Origin of the sequence: Pseudoalteromonas sp. 2CM37A (assembly GCF_023161885.1) — a bacterium.
GTDB classification, from domain to species: Bacteria; Pseudomonadota; Gammaproteobacteria; order Enterobacterales; family Alteromonadaceae; genus Pseudoalteromonas; species Pseudoalteromonas atlantica.
Genome location: NZ_JALNTJ010000004.1, coordinates 352,248 through 376,520, shown reverse-complemented (window position 1 = coordinate 376,520; position 24,273 = coordinate 352,248). Strand labels below are relative to the sequence as shown.

At 42.5% G+C, this 24,273-nt stretch carries 19 protein-coding genes and 1 pseudogene; 15 read left to right on the top strand and 5 right to left on the bottom strand.

Annotation, left to right across the window (positions count from 1 at the left end):
- Positions 1-8 precede the first annotated feature (8 nt).
- The 6 genes and pseudogenes from metH to MTF68_RS11760 all read left to right on the top strand — a co-directional run bounded on the left by metH (position 9) and on the right by MTF68_RS11760 (position 7,181).
- Positions 9-2,639 (top strand): methionine synthase, encoded by a 2,631-nt coding sequence (metH, locus tag MTF68_RS11780; protein WP_248462604.1) that lies wholly within the window; start codon positions 9-11, stop codon positions 2,637-2,639.
- Between the two features lie 208 nt (positions 2,640-2,847).
- Positions 2,848-3,474: a DUF2971 domain-containing protein gene (locus MTF68_RS11775; RefSeq protein ID WP_096042096.1), complete on the top strand. Its 627-nt coding sequence runs from the start codon at positions 2,848-2,850 to the stop codon at positions 3,472-3,474.
- 10 nt (positions 3,475-3,484) lie between these two features.
- Positions 3,485-4,240 carry a hypothetical protein gene (locus MTF68_RS11770; RefSeq protein WP_248462603.1) on the top strand — a complete coding sequence of 252 codons (756 nt, stop codon included), beginning with the start codon at positions 3,485-3,487 and terminating at the stop codon, positions 4,238-4,240.
- Between the two features lie 185 nt (positions 4,241-4,425).
- A complete protein-coding gene (locus MTF68_RS11765; RefSeq protein ID WP_024034278.1) occupies positions 4,426-4,923 on the top strand; it encodes a (2Fe-2S)-binding protein in 498 nt (165 codons plus the stop codon).
- Positions 4,924-4,957: 34 nt separating this feature from the next.
- Positions 4,958-5,011 (top strand): annotated as a pseudogene (locus MTF68_RS19765) (hypothetical protein); the annotation flags it as partial.
- Positions 5,012-5,039: 28 nt separating this feature from the next.
- Entirely contained in the window at positions 5,040-7,181 is a 2,142-nt protein-coding gene (locus MTF68_RS11760) for a molybdopterin cofactor-binding domain-containing protein (RefSeq protein WP_348983622.1), read from the top strand.
- Between the two features lie 89 nt (positions 7,182-7,270).
- Here the strand turns inward: MTF68_RS11760 and MTF68_RS11755 are convergent, their stop codons facing one another.
- The 4 genes from MTF68_RS11755 to MTF68_RS11740 form a co-directional block, all read right to left on the bottom strand.
- Positions 7,271-7,714, bottom strand: a complete 444-nt coding sequence (locus MTF68_RS11755) for a hypothetical protein (RefSeq protein ID WP_248462599.1) — start codon at positions 7,712-7,714, stop codon at positions 7,271-7,273.
- A gap of 9 nt (positions 7,715-7,723) precedes the next feature.
- A complete protein-coding gene (locus tag MTF68_RS11750) occupies positions 7,724-8,236 on the bottom strand; it encodes a M15 family metallopeptidase (RefSeq protein ID WP_248462598.1) in 513 nt (170 codons plus the stop codon).
- Positions 8,237-8,302: 66 nt separating this feature from the next.
- Positions 8,303-8,623 carry a peptidoglycan-binding domain-containing protein gene (locus MTF68_RS11745; protein WP_248462597.1) on the bottom strand — a complete coding sequence of 107 codons (321 nt, stop codon included), beginning with the start codon at positions 8,621-8,623 and terminating at the stop codon, positions 8,303-8,305.
- 271 nt (positions 8,624-8,894) lie between these two features.
- Positions 8,895-9,092, bottom strand: coding sequence for a CsbD family protein (locus MTF68_RS11740; protein WP_002958133.1), 198 nt, complete (start codon positions 9,090-9,092; stop codon positions 8,895-8,897).
- Positions 9,093-9,364: 272 nt separating this feature from the next.
- Between MTF68_RS11740 and hrpB the strand changes: the two genes are divergently transcribed.
- Both hrpB and MTF68_RS11730 read left to right on the top strand, forming a co-directional pair.
- The gene (hrpB, locus tag MTF68_RS11735) at positions 9,365-11,791 is read left to right on the top strand and encodes an ATP-dependent helicase HrpB (RefSeq protein WP_248462596.1); all 2,427 of its coding nucleotides are present in this window, start codon (positions 9,365-9,367) and stop codon (positions 11,789-11,791) included.
- Positions 11,792-11,885: 94 nt separating this feature from the next.
- Positions 11,886-12,350 carry a nuclear transport factor 2 family protein gene (locus MTF68_RS11730; RefSeq protein ID WP_154944839.1) on the top strand — a complete coding sequence of 155 codons (465 nt, stop codon included), beginning with the start codon at positions 11,886-11,888 and terminating at the stop codon, positions 12,348-12,350.
- Between the two features lie 82 nt (positions 12,351-12,432).
- On the opposite strand, the gene MTF68_RS11725 is transcribed toward MTF68_RS11730, so the two are convergent.
- A complete protein-coding gene (locus tag MTF68_RS11725) occupies positions 12,433-12,648 on the bottom strand; it encodes a hypothetical protein (RefSeq protein ID WP_004587424.1) in 216 nt (71 codons plus the stop codon).
- A gap of 873 nt (positions 12,649-13,521) precedes the next feature.
- Here MTF68_RS11725 and MTF68_RS11720 point away from each other — a divergent pair.
- The 7 genes from MTF68_RS11720 (at position 13,522) to MTF68_RS11690 (ending at position 24,241) form a co-directional block, all read left to right on the top strand.
- Positions 13,522-15,249 (top strand): DUF4856 domain-containing protein, encoded by a 1,728-nt coding sequence (locus MTF68_RS11720; protein ID WP_248462595.1) that lies wholly within the window; start codon positions 13,522-13,524, stop codon positions 15,247-15,249.
- An 85-nt stretch (positions 15,250-15,334) separates the two neighbouring features.
- Complete coding sequence (locus MTF68_RS11715) at positions 15,335-16,609, top strand: imelysin family protein (RefSeq protein ID WP_248462594.1); 1,275 nt, start codon at positions 15,335-15,337, stop codon at positions 16,607-16,609.
- Between the two features lie 8 nt (positions 16,610-16,617).
- Positions 16,618-18,852 carry a TonB-dependent receptor gene (locus MTF68_RS11710; protein WP_248462593.1) on the top strand — a complete coding sequence of 745 codons (2,235 nt, stop codon included), beginning with the start codon at positions 16,618-16,620 and terminating at the stop codon, positions 18,850-18,852.
- 10 nt (positions 18,853-18,862) lie between these two features.
- Entirely contained in the window at positions 18,863-19,903 is a 1,041-nt protein-coding gene (locus MTF68_RS11705; RefSeq protein ID WP_248462592.1) for a sterol desaturase family protein, read from the top strand.
- Between the two features lie 110 nt (positions 19,904-20,013).
- Complete coding sequence (locus MTF68_RS11700; protein WP_248462590.1) at positions 20,014-21,921, top strand: DUF1800 family protein; 1,908 nt, start codon at positions 20,014-20,016, stop codon at positions 21,919-21,921.
- A 9-nt stretch (positions 21,922-21,930) separates the two neighbouring features.
- Complete coding sequence (locus MTF68_RS11695; RefSeq protein ID WP_248462588.1) at positions 21,931-23,271, top strand: DUF1501 domain-containing protein; 1,341 nt, start codon at positions 21,931-21,933, stop codon at positions 23,269-23,271.
- A 256-nt stretch (positions 23,272-23,527) separates the two neighbouring features.
- Entirely contained in the window at positions 23,528-24,241 is a 714-nt protein-coding gene (locus tag MTF68_RS11690) for a DUF1499 domain-containing protein (protein WP_055252973.1), read from the top strand.
- Positions 24,242-24,273: the final 32 nt, after the last annotated feature.

Here is a 24,273-nt window from a genome sequence, read left to right as displayed (position 1 = left end):
GAGCCAACATGACCCAGCAAATTGCAGTATTTACCAATGTTGGCGAGCGTACCAACGTAACCGGCTCTGCCATGTTTAAACGCCTAATCATGGAAGAAGATTACGAAACCGCCCTGAATGTGGCTCGCGAGCAAGTAGAAAACGGCGCCCAAGTTATTGATATAAACATGGACGAAGCCATGTTGGACTCAAAAGCGGCCATGGTTAAGTTTTTAAACTTAATTGCCTCTGAGCCCGATATTTCTAAAGTGCCCATTATGGTCGACTCCTCTAAATGGGAAGTAATAGAAGCAGGGCTTAAATGTATTCAAGGCAAGGCTATTGTTAACTCAATATCGCTTAAAGAAGGGGAGGAGCCGTTTAAACGCCAAGCTAAAATTATTAAACGTTTTGGCGCCGCCGCTGTTGTAATGGCGTTTGATACCGACGGCCAAGCCGACACCGCAGACCGCAAATACGAAATCTGTGAGCGCAGCTACAAAATATTAGTCGAAGAGATTGGTTTTCCGCCGGAAGATATAATATTCGACCCCAATATATTTGCCGTAGCCACCGGTATAGAAGAGCACGACAATTACGCCGTAGAATTTATTGAAGGCACACGCCGCATTAAACAAAACTTACCACACTGTAAAGTGTCGGGCGGGGTGTCTAATGTATCGTTTTCGTTTAGGGGTAATAACCCCGTACGTGAAGCCATTCACTCGGTGTTTTTATACCACGCGATAAAAGCGGGTATGGATATGGGTATTGTAAACGCAGGCCAGCTTGCCGTTTACGACGACATCCCCGAGGAACTTCGCAAAGCCGTAGAAGATGTAATCCTTAACACCGACCCTGGTGCAGGTGAGCGCTTAGTAGAAATAGCCCCTAAGTTTTCGGGTATGGCACAAGCTGAACGCGTAGAAGATTTAGAGTGGCGCACATGGCCTGTTGAAAAACGCCTAGAGCACGCCCTTGTAAAAGGCATTACTACTTTTATAGATGAAGACACAGAAGAATGCCGCGCTGCTGCCGATAAACCTATTCACGTAATTGAAGGGCCATTAATGGATGGCATGAACGTGGTAGGGGATTTATTTGGCGCAGGTAAAATGTTTTTACCGCAAGTTGTTAAATCGGCCCGTGTAATGAAACGCGCAGTGGCCTACCTAGACCCATACATAGAAGCCGAAAAAGAAGAAGGCGCCACTAACGGTAAAGTAGTTATGGCCACCGTAAAAGGCGACGTGCACGACATAGGTAAAAACATTGTAGGCGTAGTACTGCAATGTAATAACTACGAAGTAATCGATTTAGGCGTAATGGTACCTGCCGAAAAAATACTGCAAACCGCCATTGACGAAAAAGCCGACATAATCGGCCTTTCGGGTTTAATTACCCCATCGCTAGATGAAATGGTACACGTAGCCAAAGAAATGACCCGCCGAGGCTTTGAATTACCACTTATGATTGGCGGCGCAACGACCTCTAAAGCGCATACTGCCGTTAAAATTGAGCCGCAGTACGACAAAGGCGTAGTGTACGTAAATAACGCCAGCCGTGCAGTGGGCGTGGTATCGAGCTTATTATCTAAAGAGCTAAAACCGGCCTTTTTAGAAAAAACTAAAGCCGAGTACGAAAAAGTACGCGAGCAACAAGCGCGCAAAAAGCCACGTTCAAAACCAGTTACCATACAGCGCGCCCGCGATAACGCCGCCAAGCTTGATTGGGATAACTATACGCCACCCGTGCCTAAAAAGCTGGGCGTGACCGAATTTAAAAATGTATCAATAGCCACGTTACGTAAATACATAGATTGGACCCCGTACTTTATGACGTGGTCAATCGCTGGTAAATACCCGCGCATAATGGACGATGAAGTCGTTGGCGAGCAAGCACGTAGCTTATTTAAAGACGCTAACGACATGCTCGACGACCTTGAAAAGTCAGGTGTTTTGCAACCTTTAGGTGTAATTGGTTTATTCCCTGCAAACCGCGTGGGCGATGACATAGAAATTTACACCGACGAAACCCGCAAAGAGCTGTTAACTACCTCATGCCATTTACGCCAGCAAACCGAAAAAACCGACTTTGCTAACTATTGTTTAGCCGACTACATTGCACCAAAAGGCACACCAGATTACTTTGGCGCGTTTGCAGTAACGGGCGGTTTAGAAGAAGACGACCTAGCCGACGCGTTCGATGCCAAGCAAGACGACTACAATAAAATAATGGTAAAAGCGGTTGCCGACAGGCTCGCAGAAGCGTTTGCAGAATACTTGCACGAACAAGTGCGCAAAGAGTATTGGGGTTACGCAGCCGATGAAAACTTAAGTAACGATGAGCTAATCCGCGAAAACTACCAAGGCATTCGCCCAGCGCCGGGTTACCCAGCGTGCCCAGAGCACACCGAGAAAAAGAAAATTTGGCAGTTACTCGATACCGAAAAACGCATTGGCATGCAGCTCACCAGCTCATACGCCATGTGGCCAGGAGCTGCGGTTTCGGGCTGGTATTTCTCACACCCAGAGGCAAAATACTACGCCGTAGCATCTATTCAAAAGGATCAGGTAGAAGATTACGCCAAGCGAACTAATATGACGCTCGAAGAGGCTGAAAGATGGCTGTCGCCTAATTTGGGGTATGAGCCGGAGTAAAAGAGCAGCGGTCAGTTTTTAGCTGTCAGCTATCAGTAAAAACAAAACGAGCCAAATTTGGCTCGTTTTTTTATATTAAAGAAAAGAAGTAAAAATTGGTTCATATGTATTCAGTGTTTATTTAGTATAAGTAGTAATAAAAAGCTGAGTAACTTGATTTTTACTCAGGAAAATATTCTTTTCTAAAAATAATAGGATTATAGATTAAATGAAGCTTTATCATTACATGGATGAGGTGTTTGGCTTAAAAAATTTATCAAATAGGAGGATTAAGGCTTCAACTTTTGACAATTTGAATGACCCTTTTGAGTTATTAGGTATCGAAACTAGCACACCTTATATACGTGCAAGCTTAAATAGGATGAAACTAGGTGTTTCAAGAGAATTTGGAATATTGTGCTTTAGTAAAATTTGGTCTAACCCTGTTCAGTGGGCTCATTATGCTAATAACCACAAGGGCATATGTGTGGAACTTGAGCTATCTAATAAAGAGGATGCTCAAGAAGTAAAATATTATTCTGAAAGATTTAAAAGTAATTTAATAGATGATCAAAGCTTCCCACTAAAGTTATTACTTTCTAAATTCAAACATTGGGAATATGAAAAAGAATATAGAACAATTCGGAACCTTAATAACTTTGAAAAAGAAAATGGTCTTTATTTTCAGCCATTCAATGAGGACATGAAACTATCTAAAATAATTATTGGATGCCAATCGAAGTTAACTAGAAGCGAGCTAGAGAAGTCCCTCTGCATTCAGGATAGAGGTGTTGAAATTATATATGCTAGAGCTGCTTTCAAGTCATTTAAGATTGTTAAGTATCAGAATAAATAAAGGACTATTAATGAAGTATCTAAATTACATATTGCTTTGCCTATCCCTATTTTTCACATCGAACACATTTGCGCTTGAGCAGAAGTATCACGAGAGTGTTTTACCTGTTATTGCTGCTTTTAAAGCGGAGGATAAAACTGCGATTGCTGCGCATATTCGCTACCCTCTAAAAAGGCAATATCCATTGCCCGACATTAAAAATGAAGCTGAGTTTATTAACCGCTTTGATGAAGTGTTCGACGATGAACTAGTTGCCGTTATTGGCAGCTCTAATATTAATACCGATTGGGATAAAGTTGGTTGGAGCGGCATTATGCTAAATAACGGCGTGATGTGGGTTAATACTGACGGTAAAATTATCGGTATAAATAGCCACACAGCCAAAGAGCAGGCATTTGCTAAACGCTTAATTGAACAAGACAAGCAATCACTCCATTCAAGTATTAATACGTTTGAAGAGCCAGTGCTTGATTGGAAAACGGCTAGCTACCATATTCGCGTTGATGATTTAGGTGATAGAAATTACCGTTATGCAGTGTGGAGTAGTGATAAAAGGCCAAAGGATAAGCCTGATCTGGTTTTATTTAACGGTGATATTACCTTTGAGGGTAGCGGCGGCAATCACCACTATACGTTTATAAACGGACGCTATAGTTACATATTACACGTTACTATTATTGGCTGCGATACATCGCCACCTGGTTGGCTTGAAGTATATAAAGATGATGAGCAGTTATTAAATGAGCCTGTTATAAGTGCCAAGTAGAGTCAATAAACCCTTCTTATCTCTATCTAATAAAGCTGCCACTTAATAACAGCTATAGATTGGCGGTTCGCCGATAAAAATTTCAATAAACCAATCCTAAGTGGTAGGCTAAAAAAGTAGCAATTATTCAAACCGTTCTCGCGCAACAAGGCATTCCTTTAAAGCGCTTTGCCAAGGAGTTAAATATGATCACGCTTACCGTTAATGGTAATAAACATGAGTTTACAGGCGATCCGTCAACGCCGGTGCTTTGGTATCTTCGAGATGAATTAAATTTAACCGGGCCTAAGTTTGGCTGTGGTATGGCGCAATGTGGTGCGTGCACCATACACATTGATGGCGTAGCGCAGCGCTCGTGCATATTACCTGTATCGGCTGTGGCAGGGCGTGCTATTACCTCTATTGAAGGGTTAAGCGAGCAAGGCGATCACCCAGTGCAAAAAGCCTGGGTTGAGCATAAAGTGCCGCAATGTGGATTTTGTCAGTGCGGGCAAATAATGCAAGCGGCAAGCTTATTAGCCGCAAACCCAAATCCCACTGATGATGAAATAGTGAGTAATATGTCGGGCAATATTTGTCGTTGTGGCACGTATCCGCGTATCCATAAAGCGATTAAGTCGGCGGCTAAAACCATTGCGGGCGTTGAGTATTTTGACCCAAATGAACAAGGGGAAGAGGTATGAAAAACGACAATACGTACTTTGACCTAAACCGTCGCCAATTTTTAAAAACCAGCGCAATAGGCGCATTAGTATTAGGCACTTATTTTGTAGGCAGCGCACCAAAAGCGTTTGCAGGCGTGTTAGAACAACCGTCTGAGCAAGCAAAACGTGCTAACTTATTTATAGCGCTGCGCCCCGATGGCATGGTTGAAATAACCTGTCATCGCTCTGAAATGGGCCAACAAATTCGTACCGCCATTGCCCAAATTGTGGCAGACGAAATGGAAGCCGCGTGGGATAAAGTCGTCGTTATTCAAGGTAAGGGCGACCCTAAATATGGGGATCAAAATACCGATGGCTCGCGCAGTATTCGCTACAACATGCAACGCCTGCGCGAAATGGGCGCAAGCGTACGTTATATGATGCAGCACGCAGCTGCTAAATATTGGAAAGTTGAGCCGCAAACCTGTACAGCTAATCAGCACGTGGTTACCCACAGCTCAGGTAAAACGCTTGCCTATAAAGACTTAATTGACCTCGCGCTTGGTATTACCCCGCCAAAGCCTGACAAGTTAACACTTAAAGCACGTAAAGAATGGCGTTATATAAATACCGGTATGGCGCACATAGATTTAACCGATTTAGTAACCGGTAAAGCCACATTTGCTGCTGATGTTCGCGAGCCAAAAGCGCTGGTGGCTATGATTGAGCGCCCGCCGGTAGTAGGTGGTGTGGTTAAATCGTTTGATGCCAGCGCCGCTAAAGCAATTAATGGCGTAGTTGATGTTATTGAAATGCCTGTACCAAAAGGTGCGCCGCAATTTCAGCCCAAAGGCGGCATTGCTATTATTGCTAAAAATACCTGGGCTGCATGGCAGGCGCGTAAAGCACTAAAGGTGGTGTGGGATGATGGTAAAAACGGCGATTATAATTCAGAAAACTTTAAAAAGTCGTTATTGCAAACAGTGAGTGAGCCGCAAACGCATGTACGTGAGAAAGGCGATGCAGCCAGCGTATTGGCTAAATCAAGCAATAAGTTAGTAGTCGATTATTACGCGCCGCATTTGGCCCAAGCACCAATGGAGCCACCTTGCGCCACTGCAATGTACAATAAAGACAGGGTAGATATTTGGGCAGCAACGCAAAACCCGCAAGCCGATATGAAAACCGTAGCCGCACTACTTGGTATGGACGAGAGCCAAATTAACGTGCATGTAACCATGTTAGGTGGCGGGTTTGGGCGTAAATCAAAACCTGACTTTTCAGCAGAAGCTGCTTACATTTCAATGAAAGTAGGACAACCTATACGCGTACAGTGGACGCGAGAGGATGATATTCAGCACAGTTTTTATCATGCGGTATCGGCTCAACATATTGAAGCTTCACTCAATGAAAAAGGTAATATTGAGGCTTACTTACACCGTACGGCGTTTTCGCCAATTATGTCGACCTTTCAAGAAGGGGCAACGTCGCCTGCAGGTTTTGAGCTGCGCTTAGGCTTTACCGATAACCCTATAAACTCACCTAACTTAAAGCTAGAAAACGGCGAGGCAGCCGCTAAAACAAGAGTAGGCTGGATGCGCTCGGTATCAAATATTTTTCATGCTTTTGCTATTCAGTCATTTATTGCTGAAGCTGCGCACAAAGCAGGGCGCGACCAAAAAGACTATTTACTTGAAACCATAGGCCCTGATCGCATTTTAGATGTAACCGAGCAAAATGCCTCGTACGATAACTATGGCGCCGATAAAGACGTTTACCCATTAGATATTGGTAAATTACGTCATGTTATTGAAAAAGTAGCCGATATAAGCAAATGGGGCCGAAAGCTTCCAAAAGGGCGCGGGTTAGGCATTGCTGCGCACCGCAGCTTTCTAACGTATGTGGCTACTGTGGTTGAGGTAGAGGTATCGGATGCTGGTGATTTAAACGTGATTAAATCGTGGGTGGCTATTGATGCAGGTACGGTTGTAAACACCGATACCGTTAAAAATCAAACCCAAGGTGGCTCTATTTACGGTATTACAACAGCAATAAGCGATGGTATTACCTTTGATAAAGGCCGCGTGCAGCAAAGTAACTTTCATGATTATCGTGTACCGCGTATGAGCGATTCACCACTAGAGGTAGAAGTAGAAATAATACAAAGCGATGCACCACCAGCAGGTGTAGGGGAGCCCGCAACACCGGTTTACGCCCCTGCATTGTGTAACGCTATTTTTGCCGCTTGTGGTAAGCGCATTAGGCAACTGCCTATAGGTAACCAATTAAAAGCGTAAATAAACGTACTTTTATTAAAACACTAAGCTATTAAACAAAAAAACCGCCAAATGGCGGTTTTATCCGTAAGTCTATGTATTTTAAAGACTCATAAATTACATATTTTGCTCACAAAATTTGTATTGATCTGTTCAGGTTTAAAGGCATTAATATGTTTAGGTATATTGGCTTGAGTATATTCTAGAAGGACGTATTCATAAGATTGTGGCTCAATAACTTCCTCAAGTAGGTAGTTCTGCTTAGACTTTTTACTGAATAATACTGAGTAATTTTTTAAATCTGTATGTTTAAATTGGCTGGCTCTATATACATGTAAAAACTCATTGTTTGCGATAACAAAGCTATTGAGGATTGATGACCAGTCTGCATACCACTCAGAATCTTCAAATGGTGTATTTCCTATAATAATAATAGCTTTATCATTATTATAGTCATCGCATAGCTGTTTCTCTGAAGATGTTTGTACAGCAGTTACTACCCCAGTGCAGCCGATTACGCTAAAAGCAAAGCACCCTAATAGGATTTTTTTCATTTTAGTATCCTATATAAAAAGTGGAATCATCTGATTGTTTGCAATTGATGATTGGTTAAAAAAATGCTTGGCTTCATAGTCGAATGTTGAAGCTGAGAGCTGCTTATCGAAGTGAGGAGAATCCATCCTGGTAAAGTCGCCTCCCCATCGAAGCCCTCTTTTTTTCATTATATCAATAAATTTAACCGCTGAAGTCGTAGCACTTTTAGTTTTAAAGGCGGTTGAGTTGTTCCAATTAGAGCCATCAACAATATTTAAATCTAAAGCATGCCCAATATAATGTTGGCTGCGTTTTGCTGGCGTTACTACAGCGCCACTTGGAGAAATTCCAAGCTGTCTTATTGTCTGGTTTAAAACCAATTTTAAGCCTAGTTTTTTTGCTTCAATGTTCATTGCTTTTATCTCAGTAATTAAGGTAGCTGAAACTACAAACTCACCTTTCAATACATTTTGGTTCGCAATTAATTTGAAGTTAGGATTAAGCTCTATATTAGTAAAAGTTGCTTCTCTTAACCTTAGCAAGTCACCTGTACATCGAAAATTGCTAGCGGCCCAGATATTAAGCTCTCGACGAGTTGCTTTGTCAGTTTATCCAGAGGTACTTCCCTTAAAGGTGGGCAGTTGATTAATAACCCTCAAATTTTTTAATCGATACGGTGCTGATTTGGCGTTCCATTGGAATAACTTTAATGCGAGCGCAGTTTTTAAGCCAAAATCACCATCAATTTTTGATTTATATGTTCCTAATTTATTGAGCAATATTTGTAATTCGGATACAAAAGAGTGATTAGCTATGTGACTTTTTCCTTCCCAGATTTGTTTTTTGTCATTGTCTCCTCTTTGAAGAGAAAACCCACCAAATAAATCCGTCACACCACTTAAAGCTGACACTACAGCATTATTATTCATATAAGCTCCTTTAAATTTATAGTTAACCGCATTCATTCCATCGCGATTGCAATATTACCTATAAAAGAATATAACTAAAGATAAAAAATAGGAACAATATTTTTCGTTAAGTCATTATGGATACACCGTAAAATTGTAAAATAGATAGAGTCAAAGCCGTAATTTAAACAAATAATTTTAAATTATTTAAGGAAAGCTTTATTCAATTTAATTTAGGTCGTTACTAGTAAACAAAAAACCGCCAAATGGCGGTTTTTTTAGAAGTTAGCGATTAGTGAGTTTTTTCAAACTCATCTACTTCACGCTCTGCTTCTTCTTTAGATTTACCGTACTGTTGCTGGATTTTACCCACTAGCTCTGTACGGCTACCTTCAATTTTGTCTAAATCGTCGTCAGTAAGATCGCCCCATTTTTGTTGCGCCTTACCTTTAAGTTCGTTCCAATTACCTTTCATACGATCGCTGTTCATAAGTATCTCCTTACTTAGTTTTAAATAACGTTCAGTATAAAAGGAGCAAAGCGTGTACCAACCAGTCAAATTTTTATTTTGTGTTTATAATCATTAATTTATATATTTAAGCGAGGCGTTACTTTTATTGCAGCGCGTATGTTCTTAAAAAATGTACAGAGCGGTCTGTAATTATTTCTGATTATGGATACGCGTAAACTCATCTGCTTTTGCGGCGCGTTTATTATTGGTTTTTGTTACAATGCCTACAAAGCAATTTTGGGTAAATAGCAGTGCTGCCGGTTCAAAACATATATCAACAACTTCTAACTACATTACAAAGTAACCCCATAACGTTATTACAAGCACCGCCTGGGGCGGGTAAATCAACCTGGTTGCCGCTACAGCTTATGCGCGACGGCCATTTTAAACGTATTGTAATGCTTGAGCCGCGCCGCTTAGCTGCACGTAATATTGCCAATTACTTAGCACAGTGCCAAAACGAAAAAGTGGGGCAGAGTGTTGGTTTGCGAGTACGCGGCGAGAGTAAAGTAAGTAGTAATACGCGCCTTGAAATAGTCACTGAGGGTATGCTTACCCGCATGCTACAAAACGACCCCGAATTAAGCGATATAGATTTACTGATATTTGATGAATTTCATGAGCGCTCAATTGCAGCCGACACTTCACTGGCCTTTGCTTTAGAGACCCAAAGTGCGCTGCGCGACGATTTAACCATACTACTTATGTCGGCCACCCTTGATACCGAGCGCTATACGCAATTTTTTGATTGCCCGGTTATACAATCAAGCGGGCGTAGTTACCCAATTGACGAAGTATATATACCAATAAAAGATGAGAGCCGCTGGTTAGATGCCATTCCTAATATCGTTAAGCAAGCACTCAATGAGCAAAGCGGTAGTGCATTAGTCTTTTTACCTGGGCAATTTGAAATAGTACGTGTGCAGCAGGCCCTTAATGATTTACCAAGTAACTGCCTAGTTGCCACGTTATTTGGCGAGCAAGATAAAGCCAATCAGCAAGCGGCGATTGCCCCTGCGCCTGAGGGGATGCGCAAAATAGTGCTTACCACCAATGTAGCCGAAACCAGTTTAACCATTGAAGGCATTCGCATTGTTATTGATAGCGGCAAACGCCGCGCGGCGAGCTATAACTTGAAAACAGGCGTAACTGAGCTTACAACACAAAGTATATCGCGCTCCTCTGCTGTGCAGCGAGCGGGGCGTGCAGGGCGAATAGAGCCAGGGGTTGTTTACAGGCTTGGCTCTAAACAAACATTTGAGCGACGTAATAGCCACGATAGCCCGGAAATACTCACCTCAGACATAAGCCAACTTATGCTGGAGGCAAAACAGTGGGGCGCAAATATTAGCGAACTCACCTTGCTTGATACGCCAACAGCGCAGCAATGCACGCAAGCGGCAAACTTACTAACCATGCTTGAAGCCATCGACTCTAAAGGTAAGCTCACTAAATTGGGCAGCAACATGCTGGGTTTTGGGGCAGATATTCGTTTAGCGCATATGCTTTTAAAAGCGCAAGCGCTTGAGGCAGAACTCCCTGGTATTTATCGCTTAGCACTTTATTTAGTGGCGCTGCTTGAGAGCCGAATAAACAGTGCCAACGAGCTAAGCTTGGCGCTACATAGCCAACAGCAAAGGCCACACCCAGTATTTAAACAGCAGTTAAAATACTGGCAAAGCCGTTTAAAAGTAACCGACAGTAACAGCGAGCTAAACACCGAGTATTTAGGTTTGCTGGTGGCATTAGCTTACCCCGATCGCATTGCAAAAAAACGCGGCAATGGCTACTTACTTGCCAATGGTGCGGGCGCTGATTTAAACACCGATTACTGGCATAACGATGACTACCTTGCTATTGCAAGCATGGGCGGTCATAAAGGCACGCGTATTTTTGCAGCCACCGCACTTAGCCCATTTGAGCTACAAGATTACTTACCGCATTTGTTTACTACGCTTACCCGCTGTGAGTTTGATGAAAAAACCGCGCGGTTTATCCATCAAGACGAAGTAAAGCTCGGCGCCATTACCCTTACAAGCCAACCAAGTAAGCAAAAGCTTGACAAAACCGAGCGTGCCAAAGCGTGGCTTAATTTATTTACCAAACATGGTTTTGCATTATTTAATGAACAACCCGATGCGCAGCAATTATTAATACGCATGAGTTTAGCCAGTCAGTTTATGCCAGATACGTTCCCGGCAATAAGCGAGCAGCAACTTATCAAAACAGCTGATGATTGGTTAGGCGTATATTTACAGGATATAAAAACGCTGGAGCAGCTTAAAAAGTTTAACTACTTTGAAGCACTGCAAAATTGTTTTGACTGGACACAGCAAACAGCCCTAAAAACGCTGTTACCGCTTAGGTTAACGGTACCGAGTGGCTCAAATATAAAAATTAATTACCAGCTAGATGGCCCCGCAAAACTTAGCGTGCGCATGCAAGAAGTGTATGGTTTAACAAGTACGCCAATGCTTGCAAATGGCAAGCTGCCACTGCTTATGGAGTTACTCTCTCCAGGTAAGCGCTCATTACAGCTTACGCAAGATCTTGCGCACTTTTGGGCTAGTAGTTATCGCGATGTACAAAAAGAAATGAAAGGACGTTATCCCAAGCATTTTTGGCCCGACGACCCAGCCAACAGCGTGGCAACCAATAGAGTAAAAAGCAAAATGTAGGTTTATTAACTTAAAAATATTTGTTTTATTTTTGAACATGTGAATATAGTGTACCTATAAATAAATCAATACTTTTAACTACAAGGAAGAAGTGATGAAACGACTATTTACATTAGCTTTGCTATTAGTGAGTACCTTTTCGGTTAATGCTGAAAAGGCACTGGACTTAAACAAATTTGCACAGCATTACTACAACACAATGACCGCCACGCAAGCGCCTAACGCAAGTGAAAAAGAGCTTGAAGCTTACCTTAATTTATTAACAGACGATGTAGGCAGCCAGCACATACCGTATCAAGTAGATGACTCTCGCACTGCAGAGGGTAAAAAACTAATGCGTAAGGGCATGCGTTTTTATTTAGGCGCGCACACCTTATACGAAAGCGAGCTGCTTAATACCTTTGTATTTAACGATAGCGGCTTTGCGATTCGTTATAAAAACCACGCTAAGGGCATTCATCCGCAAAGTAAGCAGCCAATCGAGTACACATCAGTAATGATGGAAGTAATAGAAGTTGAAAACGGTAAAGTGGCGATGATCCGTAAATATCACGAATAAAACGTAAAGTGATAAAACGCGCTAGCCATTAAAGCAAAGTTAATGGCTAATTGGGCTGTAATAGCTTTTTGTTGTTAAGTGCTTAAACTTCTTTACCACCGTGTTGCTCTGCTAAATCATCTAGCTCGGCAGAGGTGTAATCAAACCCGCTTTCATCATACTCGTAAGTGACTTTTACACTGTCGCCGCCATTAAATAGGCGAGTTTTAACTTGGTTTACGGGCCAATCTTTTAGTACATGCACAAAGCGGTTAGCAACTTGCGAGGTTTCAAAGCGGTAGCGAATTTCTGTTTTCATAAAAAGGCTCTGTTATTGTATGGCTTAGCTAAAAGTGAGTAGTAAAATTACACTATTTAATGCATTACCACCTCTCATAATCTCTTGGGTGTGTTGATTTTGGTCGTTGAATTTGCAGCCGTATGTTTGGTTTTTAGGCAAGGCAGAGCCTATGAAACTTGGTTATTCCCCATAAATAGGCGATAACGCAGTATAAAAGCCAAATATGGGCTGCCCGTTGGTTTCTTTCTAGGGCGGTAAGCTCTGTTTATTGGTTTTTACTTATTCTTACATGGATGTAAGTCATTAAAATAACGCAGGAGCCGTTATCGATCCTACTAAGCTACAAACCACGCGCTGCGATTTAATCGCCCCTAGATTGAACAGATTTTATCCGCCAAGGTCAACACGCCCTAGTATACCTTTAATCAATACGCCGATATAAGCCTCTAAAACAGTAAGTGAAGCAAAAAACCACACTTAAACGCTATAAGTGGTGCGTTTTTAAAATAAATAATAATTATTACAAATAGCTTTTATATCTAAAAAGTTAATGTGATTTTATCTTTACGTAATGTTCGCATTTTGCTTTAAGGCGCAGTGTTCCTTTCTAAAAATACTTATCTAGTACAAACCAAGCGTTGTTATAGGCCATTGATAGTAAATTACTTTAATAAGTAGATTAGCTTTGTACAGCGAATGTTTTGCTAAGCAATTTACGCACAGTTTAGCTATGTTAAATAGTATTTTTGCCGATCTCCCTTTGTTCTAAAAACTAAAACTATTTTAAAAATAAAACAAAAAAGCAACATTTAGGTTGATTGTTAGGTATTTGTAATTAGAATAGTCGCTATTACAAATAAGAATGATTCACATACAATATTAGGATTCAACATGAATTTGCGTAAATCTCTCCTTGCTAGTGCAGTAATTACTGCAACTATGGGTTTAACAGCGTGTGGCGGCTCAAGCTCCAGCGATAGCACCGAAACACCAACCACTCCAACTGTGACTAATTCGGCACCTACCGCTATTAGCTTATCAACAGCGGCTGTAACAGAAGATGAAGTAGGCGCAGTAGTCGGTACTTTAAGTGCAACCGATGACGATGCAACAGGCATGGTATTTACACTTTCTGATGATGAACAGTATTTTGAAATTAATGACAGCAATGAGCTAACGCTTAAAAGCACGTTAGCGCTTAATGCTGAGCAAGTAGAAACAGTTGATGTAACAGTTACTGCAACCGATGCTGGCGATTTAAGTTTTACACAAACACTGAGCGTATCTGTAACTGATATTGAAGCGCAAGATGGCGTAAACGTTTACGAATTTGCCTCAACAGTTAATGCTAGTAATTCTGCGGTAAGTTACACAGGCCAAGTGGCTCGTCATGCACTTTCGGCGCAAATTAAAGCTTACATAAGCTTATTAAGTGTTGATTACATTGAAAGCGAAGGCTTAACGGGCGATGCCGTTAAAGCGCAGTTAATGGCTTATTGGAGCGATTACGAAGCCGTAAAAGATAACAGCTTTTTGTTTATTGATGGCGCAACTACATTGCAACAGTCGTTTGCAGAAATTTCGAATTCAGGTAAAACCTTAACAGGTAAAATTGCTGGTAACGATGCGTCTAAAATGGAAGAAGATTGGCTAACAGAAGGTACATTTGAAGGCTGGAGCGACTTCGGCACTCAAGCAAAAACACCAGAAGGGCTTATTTTTCATTACTTTGATTTACTTGCCGCTAATGTAGATGCAATTGCAAGCGGTACGCAGTCTGAAGATGTAAACGGTAATGACATTACTGCGGCATACATCACAACAAGTGGCCTTGATTTAAACCAGCTTATTCAAAAGCACACGCTAGGTGCGTTAATGTTCTCGCAAGGCACTGACGATTACCTAGACGAAGGGCTTGATGAAGATAACACCGATGCAGCAGCCGATGGCACTTACAGTACTTTAGAGCATCAATACGATGAAGGTTTTGGTTACTTTGGCGCAGCACGTCATTATTTAGAATTTAGTGACGAGGCTATTTCTGATGGTAGCGCAAGCGCTGATATTGATGGCGATGGCAAAATTGACTTAGCGAGTGAATACAATTGGGGTAACTCTACCAATGCAGCTAAACGTGATAAAGGCGCGGTAGTAGCAACTGACTTTAGCAGCGCAGCAATGACGGCGTTTATTGCGGGTCGTAAAATTATTAACGATGCTGCACCAAGTGCATTAACCGATGATCAAAAAACGCAGTTATTAGCACAACGTGATATTGCTGTAGCCAATTGGGAAAACGCAATTGCAGCCACCGTTGTACATTACATCAACGACACATTAGCCGACATTGATACAGTACAAGGTACAGAGGCAAGTGCTGACGATTTTGCTAACTTAGCTAAGCACTTTAGTGAAATGAAAGGCTTTGCACTGAACTTTCAATTTAACCCATTTTCACCTTTTTACAGCGACGATAACGCAGGTAAATTTGCCGAGCTACATACATTGCTCGGTGAAGCGCCACTGCTAACAGATGCATACAAAGCGCAGTTAGTAGAGGCACGTGATTTGATGCAGGAAGTTTACGGCTTTGATGCTCAAAACGTTGAAAACTGGTAATAACCACCCGTTTTAGCACCAAGGAAGGTCAGCCCACGGGCTGGCCTTTTGCCGTTTAATTTTCAAAGTTTTTAGGGTTGAAATAATGATCAATTATGCAAAAAAAGGGGTTGTGGTTGCAGCTACTGTATTAACCCTTAGTGGGTGTGGTGAAAGTAGCTCAAGTAGCACAGGTAGTGATTTTCAAAGTAGTGATAGCGGGCAAACTACGACGCCTGCGGTTACAGAGTTTGATGAAGCACAACTCGTTGCTAACTTAGTCGATAATGTAATAACACCGACGTTTGTTTTGTTTAATCAACAAGCACAAACACAAACACAGGCCGTTGAAAATTACTGCCAAGCTGAAATACAAAGCGTACAAGAAAGCTCAGAAGAGGCCATTGCGCTGCGTGCTCAAGCACAACAAGCATGGCTTGATACCATGGCGGGTTGGCAACAAGCCGAAATGATGCAAATGGGGCCGCTTCTTGATAACGCAGGGCAGTTACGTAACCAAATATATTCATGGCCTACTTTTAGCCGCTGTGGGATAGACCAAGACGTGGTGTATAACCAAGACGGTGTTATTAACCAAGATCAAAATCGCCCGTATGCCATTAGCGAAAGAACAGCAACACGCCGTGGCTTATTTGCAATTGGGCATGTGTTGTTTAACGAGCAATTAGCGCATCACTGTAGTGTGGCAAATGATGCCCTTGCAGATTGGAATAACCGCACAGATTTAGCGCGTCGTCAGGCTCGTTGTGAGTTTGCTGTGGTGGCAAGTGAAGATGTTTTAAGTTCGTCAGTACAGTTATTACAAGCTTGGCAAGGGGATAGCGGTTTTGCTAACGAATTAAAAAATACTGGCCAAAGTGGCTCTCGCTTTAGCACAACTCACGAAGCACTTAATCATATTAGCGATGCACTGTTTTATATCGACACAATAGTAAAAGATAAAAAATTAGCAGAGCCGATTGGTATTTTTTCAAATTCGTGTGGCGCATCGGCGTGCCCTGAAGATGTAGAAAGCCTAGATGCAAAAAGTTCTTTAGATAATATTCGTAATAACTTAGCGGCGTTTGAAGCGTTAATTATGGGTAATTTAGACGCTGAGCAAGCAGGCACTGGCTTTGATGACTTTTTAGATGCAGAGCAAGCACAGGCTACTAAAACACGTTTAGTTGAAGGAATAGCAGCCCTTAAAGCCACTTTAAATAGCATAGATAGCTCGCTGGCTGATTTGCTAATTGATAACGAGCAACAGGTACGTGATGTACATGGGCAAGTGAAAGTGCTGACCGATGAGCTAAAAAATGACTTTATTAATGAGCTAGCACTTGAGCTACCCACCACCTCTGCAGGCGATAACGACTAAGGGCGACAATGAAATACAATAAACTTACAATTGCATTGCTTATGGCCGTAAGTTGCCAAGCAGTGGCAGAGCAAAAAAACGAATTAGAACATATTCAAATTATTAGCCATAACGATAAATTGCGCACCGAAGCAGGCTCGGCAACTTTAATTGGCGAAGCGCAACTTGAACAATTTGAGTTTGATGATATTCATCGTATTTTATCGCAGGTGCCTGGGGTAAACATACGCGAAGAAGACGGCTTTGGGCTAAGGCCTAACATTGGTTTTAGGGGCGTAACCCCTGAACGTAGTAAAAAAATAACCATTTTAGAAGATGGTGTTTTAATTGGCCCTGCGCCGTATTCGGCACCGGCGGCTTATTATTTTCCGCTTACTACACGCATGACCGCAGTTGAAGTGTTTAAAGGCCCAGCAGCCATACATTATGGCCCGCAAACGGTGGCGGGTACGCTTAATTTAGTGTCGCGCCAAGTGCCTGATGATGCCAGCGGTATGCTTGATATTTCAGCAGGCTCCGATGGCTATAAAAAAGCGCACGCGTATTATGGTAACCGCGAAGGGCAGTTTGGCTTTTTAGTTGAAGGCGTTCGCCTAGAAAGTGACGGTTTTAAAGAGCTTGATGGCGGACAAGATACTGGCTTTGAAAAAGACGATTTATTAGTTAAATTAGATTACACACTTAATAGCGAGCAGTTTAAGCAACGCTTTGAGTTAAAGCTGGCCTATTCAGATGAGCTTTCTAACGAAACCTACCTTGGGTTAACCGAAGAAGATTACCAGCAAACACCGTATCGCCGTTATGCCGCCAGTGGCCCTGCAAATATGGACACTAAGCATACGCAAGTGATGTTTACCCACCAGCTTAGCAGCGACAATTTTGCCCTTACAACCCGCGCCTACCGCAATGATTTTGAACGTGCATGGCTTAAACTCAACGCGGTTACTAACAGCAGTGGTAGTTTGTCGGATATTTTGGCAGACCCAACACGCTTTGAGCGTGAATACAGCGTTATTAGTGGCCAAGCCGATTCGGTTCAAAGTGGTGAAAGCAATGTGTTTTTAACCATGGGAACGAACGACAGAGCCTTTTTCTCGCAAGGCATACAGTTTGATGGTGATTGGCAAGTCGCTGCGTTTGGGCTAGAGCACTCACTCTCATTCGGGGTGCGTTTTCATCAAGATGAAATAGAGCGCGATCATTTTGAAGACACCTACGCCATGGTTAACGCGGTTAATACCCGTACAGACACCGCGAGTGTATTTACCACACAAAATACCGAATCTACCGATGCGTGGTCGTTATATATTGAAGACAAAGTAACCTTCGATAAGCTAACTCTTGGTTTGGGCGTGCGCGGCGAGTTAATGGATATGTCGTATCAAAATGACGCCCCTGGACAAGCAAACGATTGGCAAGATAAATCGAGCCGTATTTGGTTACCTGGGTTAAGTGGCTTTTACCAATTATCGGCCAATGCAGGGTTACTTTTTGGTGTACACCAAGGATTTGTGCCCTCAAGCCCATCTAGCCCTGTACGTGAAGGAGATGAAGAGTTCGAAAAAAGCGTAAACTATGAATTTGGCGGCCGTTACAACAACGGTAACAGCCAAGTGGAAGTAGTGAGCTTTTTTAATGATTATTCAAACTTAGTAGAAAGCTGTGGCCAGTCAAATTGTGGAATCGAAAACGAAATTGACCGCGAATTTAGTGGTGGGGAAGTGGATGTATGGGGCGTTGAGTCTCAATTTGCACACACTTACGCATTAAATAAGCACATTGATGTGCCAGTACGCTTAACTTATACCTACACGCAAAGTGAGTTTAAAGAAGAGCTATTTAGCGAATTTACGCAGTGGGGGCATATTCGCCCGGGCGATCATTTACCGTACTTGCCTAACCATCAAGCTGCGCTGAGCTTAGGCCTTGCACATAACGATTGGTCGGTTGATGTATTAATAAAATACACCTCAGAAATGCCAGAGGCCGCTGGCGTAGCTTATACCGCTGGCGAGCTTGGTAACACCACAGGGAATGATTTTTCATTACCGTTGGCAGGTGTCGAGGTACCCGCTACAACCGTTGTAGATATTGCTGCGCGCTACGAGCTTGATCAATATGGGCATATTTACGCTAAGGTAGATAATCTGTTTGACCAAGATAACATTGTTAGTCGTCGCCCATATGGCGCGCGCCCGGGTAAACCGCGTAGCGTAGCCGTTGGTTACAAATATCAATTTTAAGAGGTAAGTTATGCTCGAGACTATATGGCAAACGCTTCTTCAAACGCCAAATTATTTGTTTGATGCCAATAAACGTATTTTTATTGGCTATAGCATTGCGGCGTTAGTGATTGCAATGTTGCTGTATTTCTCGGGCCGTGCGCACCAAAAAAAGCGCACGTGGCGTGGGCTGGGGCGCTATTTATTTAGTAAGCGTATTTGGCTGAGTAAAAGTGCCAAGCTCGACTACCAATTATTAATTATAAACCGCTTACTTAAAGCCGCGCTGTGGGTGCCTATAGTGTTAACTATGGTGCCTGTTGCTATTGGCGTAAGTGATGCCCTGCAATGGCTTTTTGGTGAGCGCGCAGTATGGCAGCTGCCAAGTACTGTGGTGTTAGTTATTTTTACCGTTTTATTGTTTATATTTGATGATTTAACACGGTTTTTATTACATTTAGCACTGCATAAAGTGCCGTTTTTGTGGCATTTTCATAAGGTACATCATAGTGCGTTAGTGCTCACCCCAATGACCATTTATCGCAGCCACCCGTTTGAAAGCTATTTATATGCCTGTCGAATGGCGTTAGCCCAAGGTTTTGTAGTGGGCGTTTGTGTGTATTGCTTTGGCCGAAATTTATCAATGTTAGATATTTTGGGGGCTAATGTATTTGTATTTGCCTTTAATGCTTTAGGCGCTAATTTACGCCACTCACATGTGTGGTGGAGCTTTGGTAAAAAAATAGAAAATTGGTTAATTAGCCCAGCTCAGCACCAAATTCATCACAGCGATAACCCAAAACATTTTGACCGTAACCTAGGCTCAGCGTTAGCCATTTGGGATAGAGCCTGTGGCACACTGATAAAAGCGCATCAAGTAGGTAAAATTACTGTAGGCGTTGGCAATAACGACCGGGGGCACAACAGTGTAATGGATGCGTATTGGCGGCCAATTTACGAGAACCTACAAACGCCTTGGCAACGTGTGGCTAAAGCCGCTAATAAGGTGAATGTTTTTAATAAAAAAAAGCCCATTATTGAGGTTAATATTAACGACAAAACAGTTAAATAGCGCTCGGTTACAAAAAATAAAAGGTTAAATTGTAAATTTTGTGTTTCAATAATCGTATCAAACTCGGTACATACACGCGTACCTTCTTTAATTTACGATGACGATTTAACATGCATTACAAATCAGTTTTATTAGCAAGTTGTGCTTTATTGCTAAGCGCCTGTGGTGGCTCAGGCGGCGATGACACGCCCACCGTCAATTCAAATAAAATTCCTACATTGTCGGTTGCCGACATACCTAGCGAATTAACTAAAGGCCAAACCATTGAGCTAATTGCAACAGCAAGCGATGAAGACGGCACAATAAGCAGTGTGGTTTGGCAACAAACTGCGGGCACCACGTTATTGAATGAACCATTAGATGCGTTAAGTACCCGCCTTACTATACCCGCTGCGCAAAGTTATGAGCCTATAACGTATTCATTTAGCGTAACAGCCACCGATAATGAAGGGGCAACAAACACTCAAACCGTTACATTTGTAGCCAAAAACAGCATGGACATACACAGCGCCGCTAGGTTATTACACCAAGCTAGCATGGGGCCAACGCTTGCTGAAATAAACAGTGCTCAAGGTTTAAGTGAGCAACAATGGCTCGATAACCAAATAGCACTGCCAGTTAGCTACCATCGAAACTACTTGGTAAAACTTGAAGATGACGAAGACTTTAAATATATAAGCCGAATAGATGCATGGTGGAAAGCGGTGCTAAAAAGTGACGATCAACTACGCCAACGCGTTGCATTTGCACTGAGTGAAATATTGGTTGTATCGGATGAAAATAGCGATTTGCGTGCACAACCAGAGGGCATGATCACTTACTACGATTTATTACTTAAACATGCGTTTGGCAATTTTAGAGAGTTACTCGAAGAGGTAACGCTTTCGCCAATTATGGGCACGTACCTAAGCCATTTAGGGAACGAAAAAGCTGATGAAGCACTTAATATTCGCCCAGATGAAAATTACGCCCGTGAGGTTATGCAATTATTTACCATTGGCCTAGATGAGTTAAACCTTGATGGCACCGCTAAACTAGATGCAGACGGTAATAGCATAGCAACTTACGGACAGGCTCAAATACAGGGGTTTGCGCGTGTATTTACAGGCTGGACATTTGCCGGCAGCGAAACCTTTAAACGCAAAAGCCGTGATTATATAAACCCTATGCAAGCTTACAGCGAATACCATTCGGATAAAGAAAAAGTTCTATTAAATAATGAGGTTATACCGCCTGGTTATGGCCCAGAGGAGTCGCTAAAAATAGCCCTCGATAATTTATTTAATCACGATAACGTAGCGCCGTTTATTTCTAAGCAGCTTATTCAGCGGTTAATTACCTCAAACCCTACTGCGCAATATGTAGAGCGCGTTGCACGTGTATTTAACGATAATGGAAGTGGTGTGCGAGGCGATTTAGCCGCAGTTGTTAAAGCTATTTATTTAGATGACGAAGCACGCCATTTTGGCAGTGTACTTAGCTATCAAGGTAAAATTAAAGAACCACTTTTAAAAACTGTGCAGTTTTGGCGAAACCTTAACGCGAAGTCGCAGCAAGGTTATTATAAAACGTGGAACTTAGTCGATAGCTACGGGCAAGGCCCCATGCAGTCGGGCTCTGTATTTAACTTTTTTAGACCCGATTACCAAAGTGCGACTTTGCGCTCCCAAGGGCTTGTCGCCCCCGAATTACAAATAGCCAACGATGCGACTTTAATAGGCACAATGAATGCCTTATTTGCAAGTTTGGTTTGGAGTACAGCCGAAGCGCATACCGAGTTAAACCCTGCAGGAATTTATGTTTATGTACAAAGCGATATGGATTACTTGGCGCAAAATGGCATTAGCGCACTGATAGAGCAATATAATACCCTGTATTTTGCCGGCAATATGAGCGCTGACACTACACAAGCTTTACTTGATTTAGATGCCTATTTTGATGAGGATCAGTACCGCGTGAGGGTTTCGTACTTGTTATACATGATTGCTATTTCACCTGAATTTAACGTGCAGTATTAGGAGCGTATAATGAGCCTAAATAGAAGAGACTTTTTGTCATTATGTTTAAAAGGCGGGGTATCGGCAGCCGCTTTAACCAGTTTGCAGCTACAAGCGTTAACGGGGGCAACTAATGCAACAGAACTCGGTGATTATAAAGCCCTAGTGTGTGTATTTTTATACGGCGGAAACGACTCACTTAATATGTTGCTACCACTTGAGGGAGAGCAGCGTAGTTTATACGAGCAAAGCCGGCAAAACCTCGCAGTAGACAATCCGCTAGCGTTAAGTGTTTCTCAGCAGTTTGCAGGTGGCGTGGGTATTCATCCCTCACTTGCGCCTTTACAGAGCGTGTTTGAGTCGGATGATTTAGCCTTTGTTGGTGGCGTAGGCACTTTACTTACCCCCACCACATTAACAGATTACAAAAATAACGCGGTGCCTTTACCTAAGCATTTATTTTCGCATAACGATCAGCAAGCATCATGGATGTACGGCCGAGAAAAAGCCTCTTTAAACAGTGGGTGGGGCGCACGTATGCTAGAGCGATTAGCTGTAGAGGATCAGTTTGCGGCAAATATCTCTCTCGATGGCACTAATTTATGGCAAGCAGGCACAAATACCAGTGCCTTTGCGCTTAACAAAAGTGGCATAAGCACAATTAACGCCTTTGGAGGTTATCAGCCCCGCACTGAGCACGTTACTAACATAATGAACCGCTTGCTAGGCAATGCAAGCCATGTACTAGGGCGTGAATATGCGAATGGCTTAAATAGCGCAATTACCAACACGCAAACGATGAACAGTGCGCTTGAACAAGCCCCAGCGCTTACTACCACCTTTAGCGATACTAGCTTGAGTGAGCAATTAGCCGCGGTGGCCAAAGCTATTAGTGTGCAGTCGTCGTTAAGTACACAGCGCCAAGTATTTTTTGTCTCTATGGGGGGATTTGACACCCACGATGATCAGCTTACTGCGCACCCTGCGTTATTAAATACGCTAGCTCAAGGGCTCAGCGAGTTTAACAGTGCCATGAAAGAGCTAAACATGAATGATAAAGTCACCACGTTTACTATGTCGGACTTTGGCCGCACGCTCACCTCAAACGGCGATGGCACCGACCATGGCTGGGCGGGGAATCAAATAGTAATGGGCGGCGCGGTAAAAGGCCGTTCTATTTATGGCCAGTTACTTACTCAGCAATTAGAGGGCGAATACGATACCGGAGGCGGGCGGTTAATTCCGCAAGTGGCTAACGAGCAATACTTTGCAACGTTAGCGCAGTGGTTTGGGGTGCCTGTTTCTGAGCTGGTTGATATTTTTCCTAATTTAAGTAACTTTAACAGCGCGACCTTAGACTTTTTTGTGTAATGATACTGACACGCCAGCCTAGGTACGTTAGTTTAAGGTTAAAGCGCCGCTGCTTGATAATAAAAATGCGTTATTTAGTTGTTTTAATTAGCTTATTTTAAGGTTTTTGAACAAAGCTTATTATTTAAAGCACTTAATTATCACTATACAGTGGCGTGAGCTGTTAATTGTAATCTAAACCCAGTGCTTGGCAGTATAATGTACTGGTTTCAAATACTTAAAATTAAAGATCACACATGATAAAGGAATCATAATAATGAAAATTTTAGTGAGCTTAGTAAGTTTAATCGCTTTTTTACTCGTTTTACTGCCAGGGCCTTTATATAAGTATGGGGTTGTTGAACTAAGTACTGCGTTTGCAGGGTTTAGATTTGGTGTGTATGTGGGTGGCGCTGCATTAGTGCTGCTTGTTATACAGGTTATTTTTATGCGTAAAACGCTTAGCATGGGCAGCACTTTAATGGCATTGGTGTTTGCAGCCATCGCGATTGCAATGCCACTGAGCATGATGAGCAAGGCTAAAAGTGTACCCGCGATCCATGATATTTCGACCGATTTAATTAACCCGCCAAAATTTGTGGCAATTGTACCGCTGCGAGCGGATGCTAAAAACCCAGCTGAATACGCAGGAGAAGAAACAGCCACGCAGCAACGCAAAGCTTACCCTGAGCTAAAAACACTAAATTATGCACAATCAAAAACAGACTTATTGGCTGCTACCGAGCAAGCGGTTAAAAATTTAGGGTTTGAGCTTGTTAATGTTAATGCGGCTACGGGCATTGTAGAAGCAACGGATACCACCACATGGTTTGGTTTTAAAGACGATGTAGTTGTGCGTATCAATGATGAAGGCAGCCAGCGCTTTGTCGATATACGCAGTAAGTCACGCGTGGGGCGAAGCGATTTAGGAAAAAATGCTGAACGTATACATTCACTCATTGATGAGATAAATACGTTACTGGATAAGTAACCAACATTTAAGTTAAAAAAGCCCAACCTTGT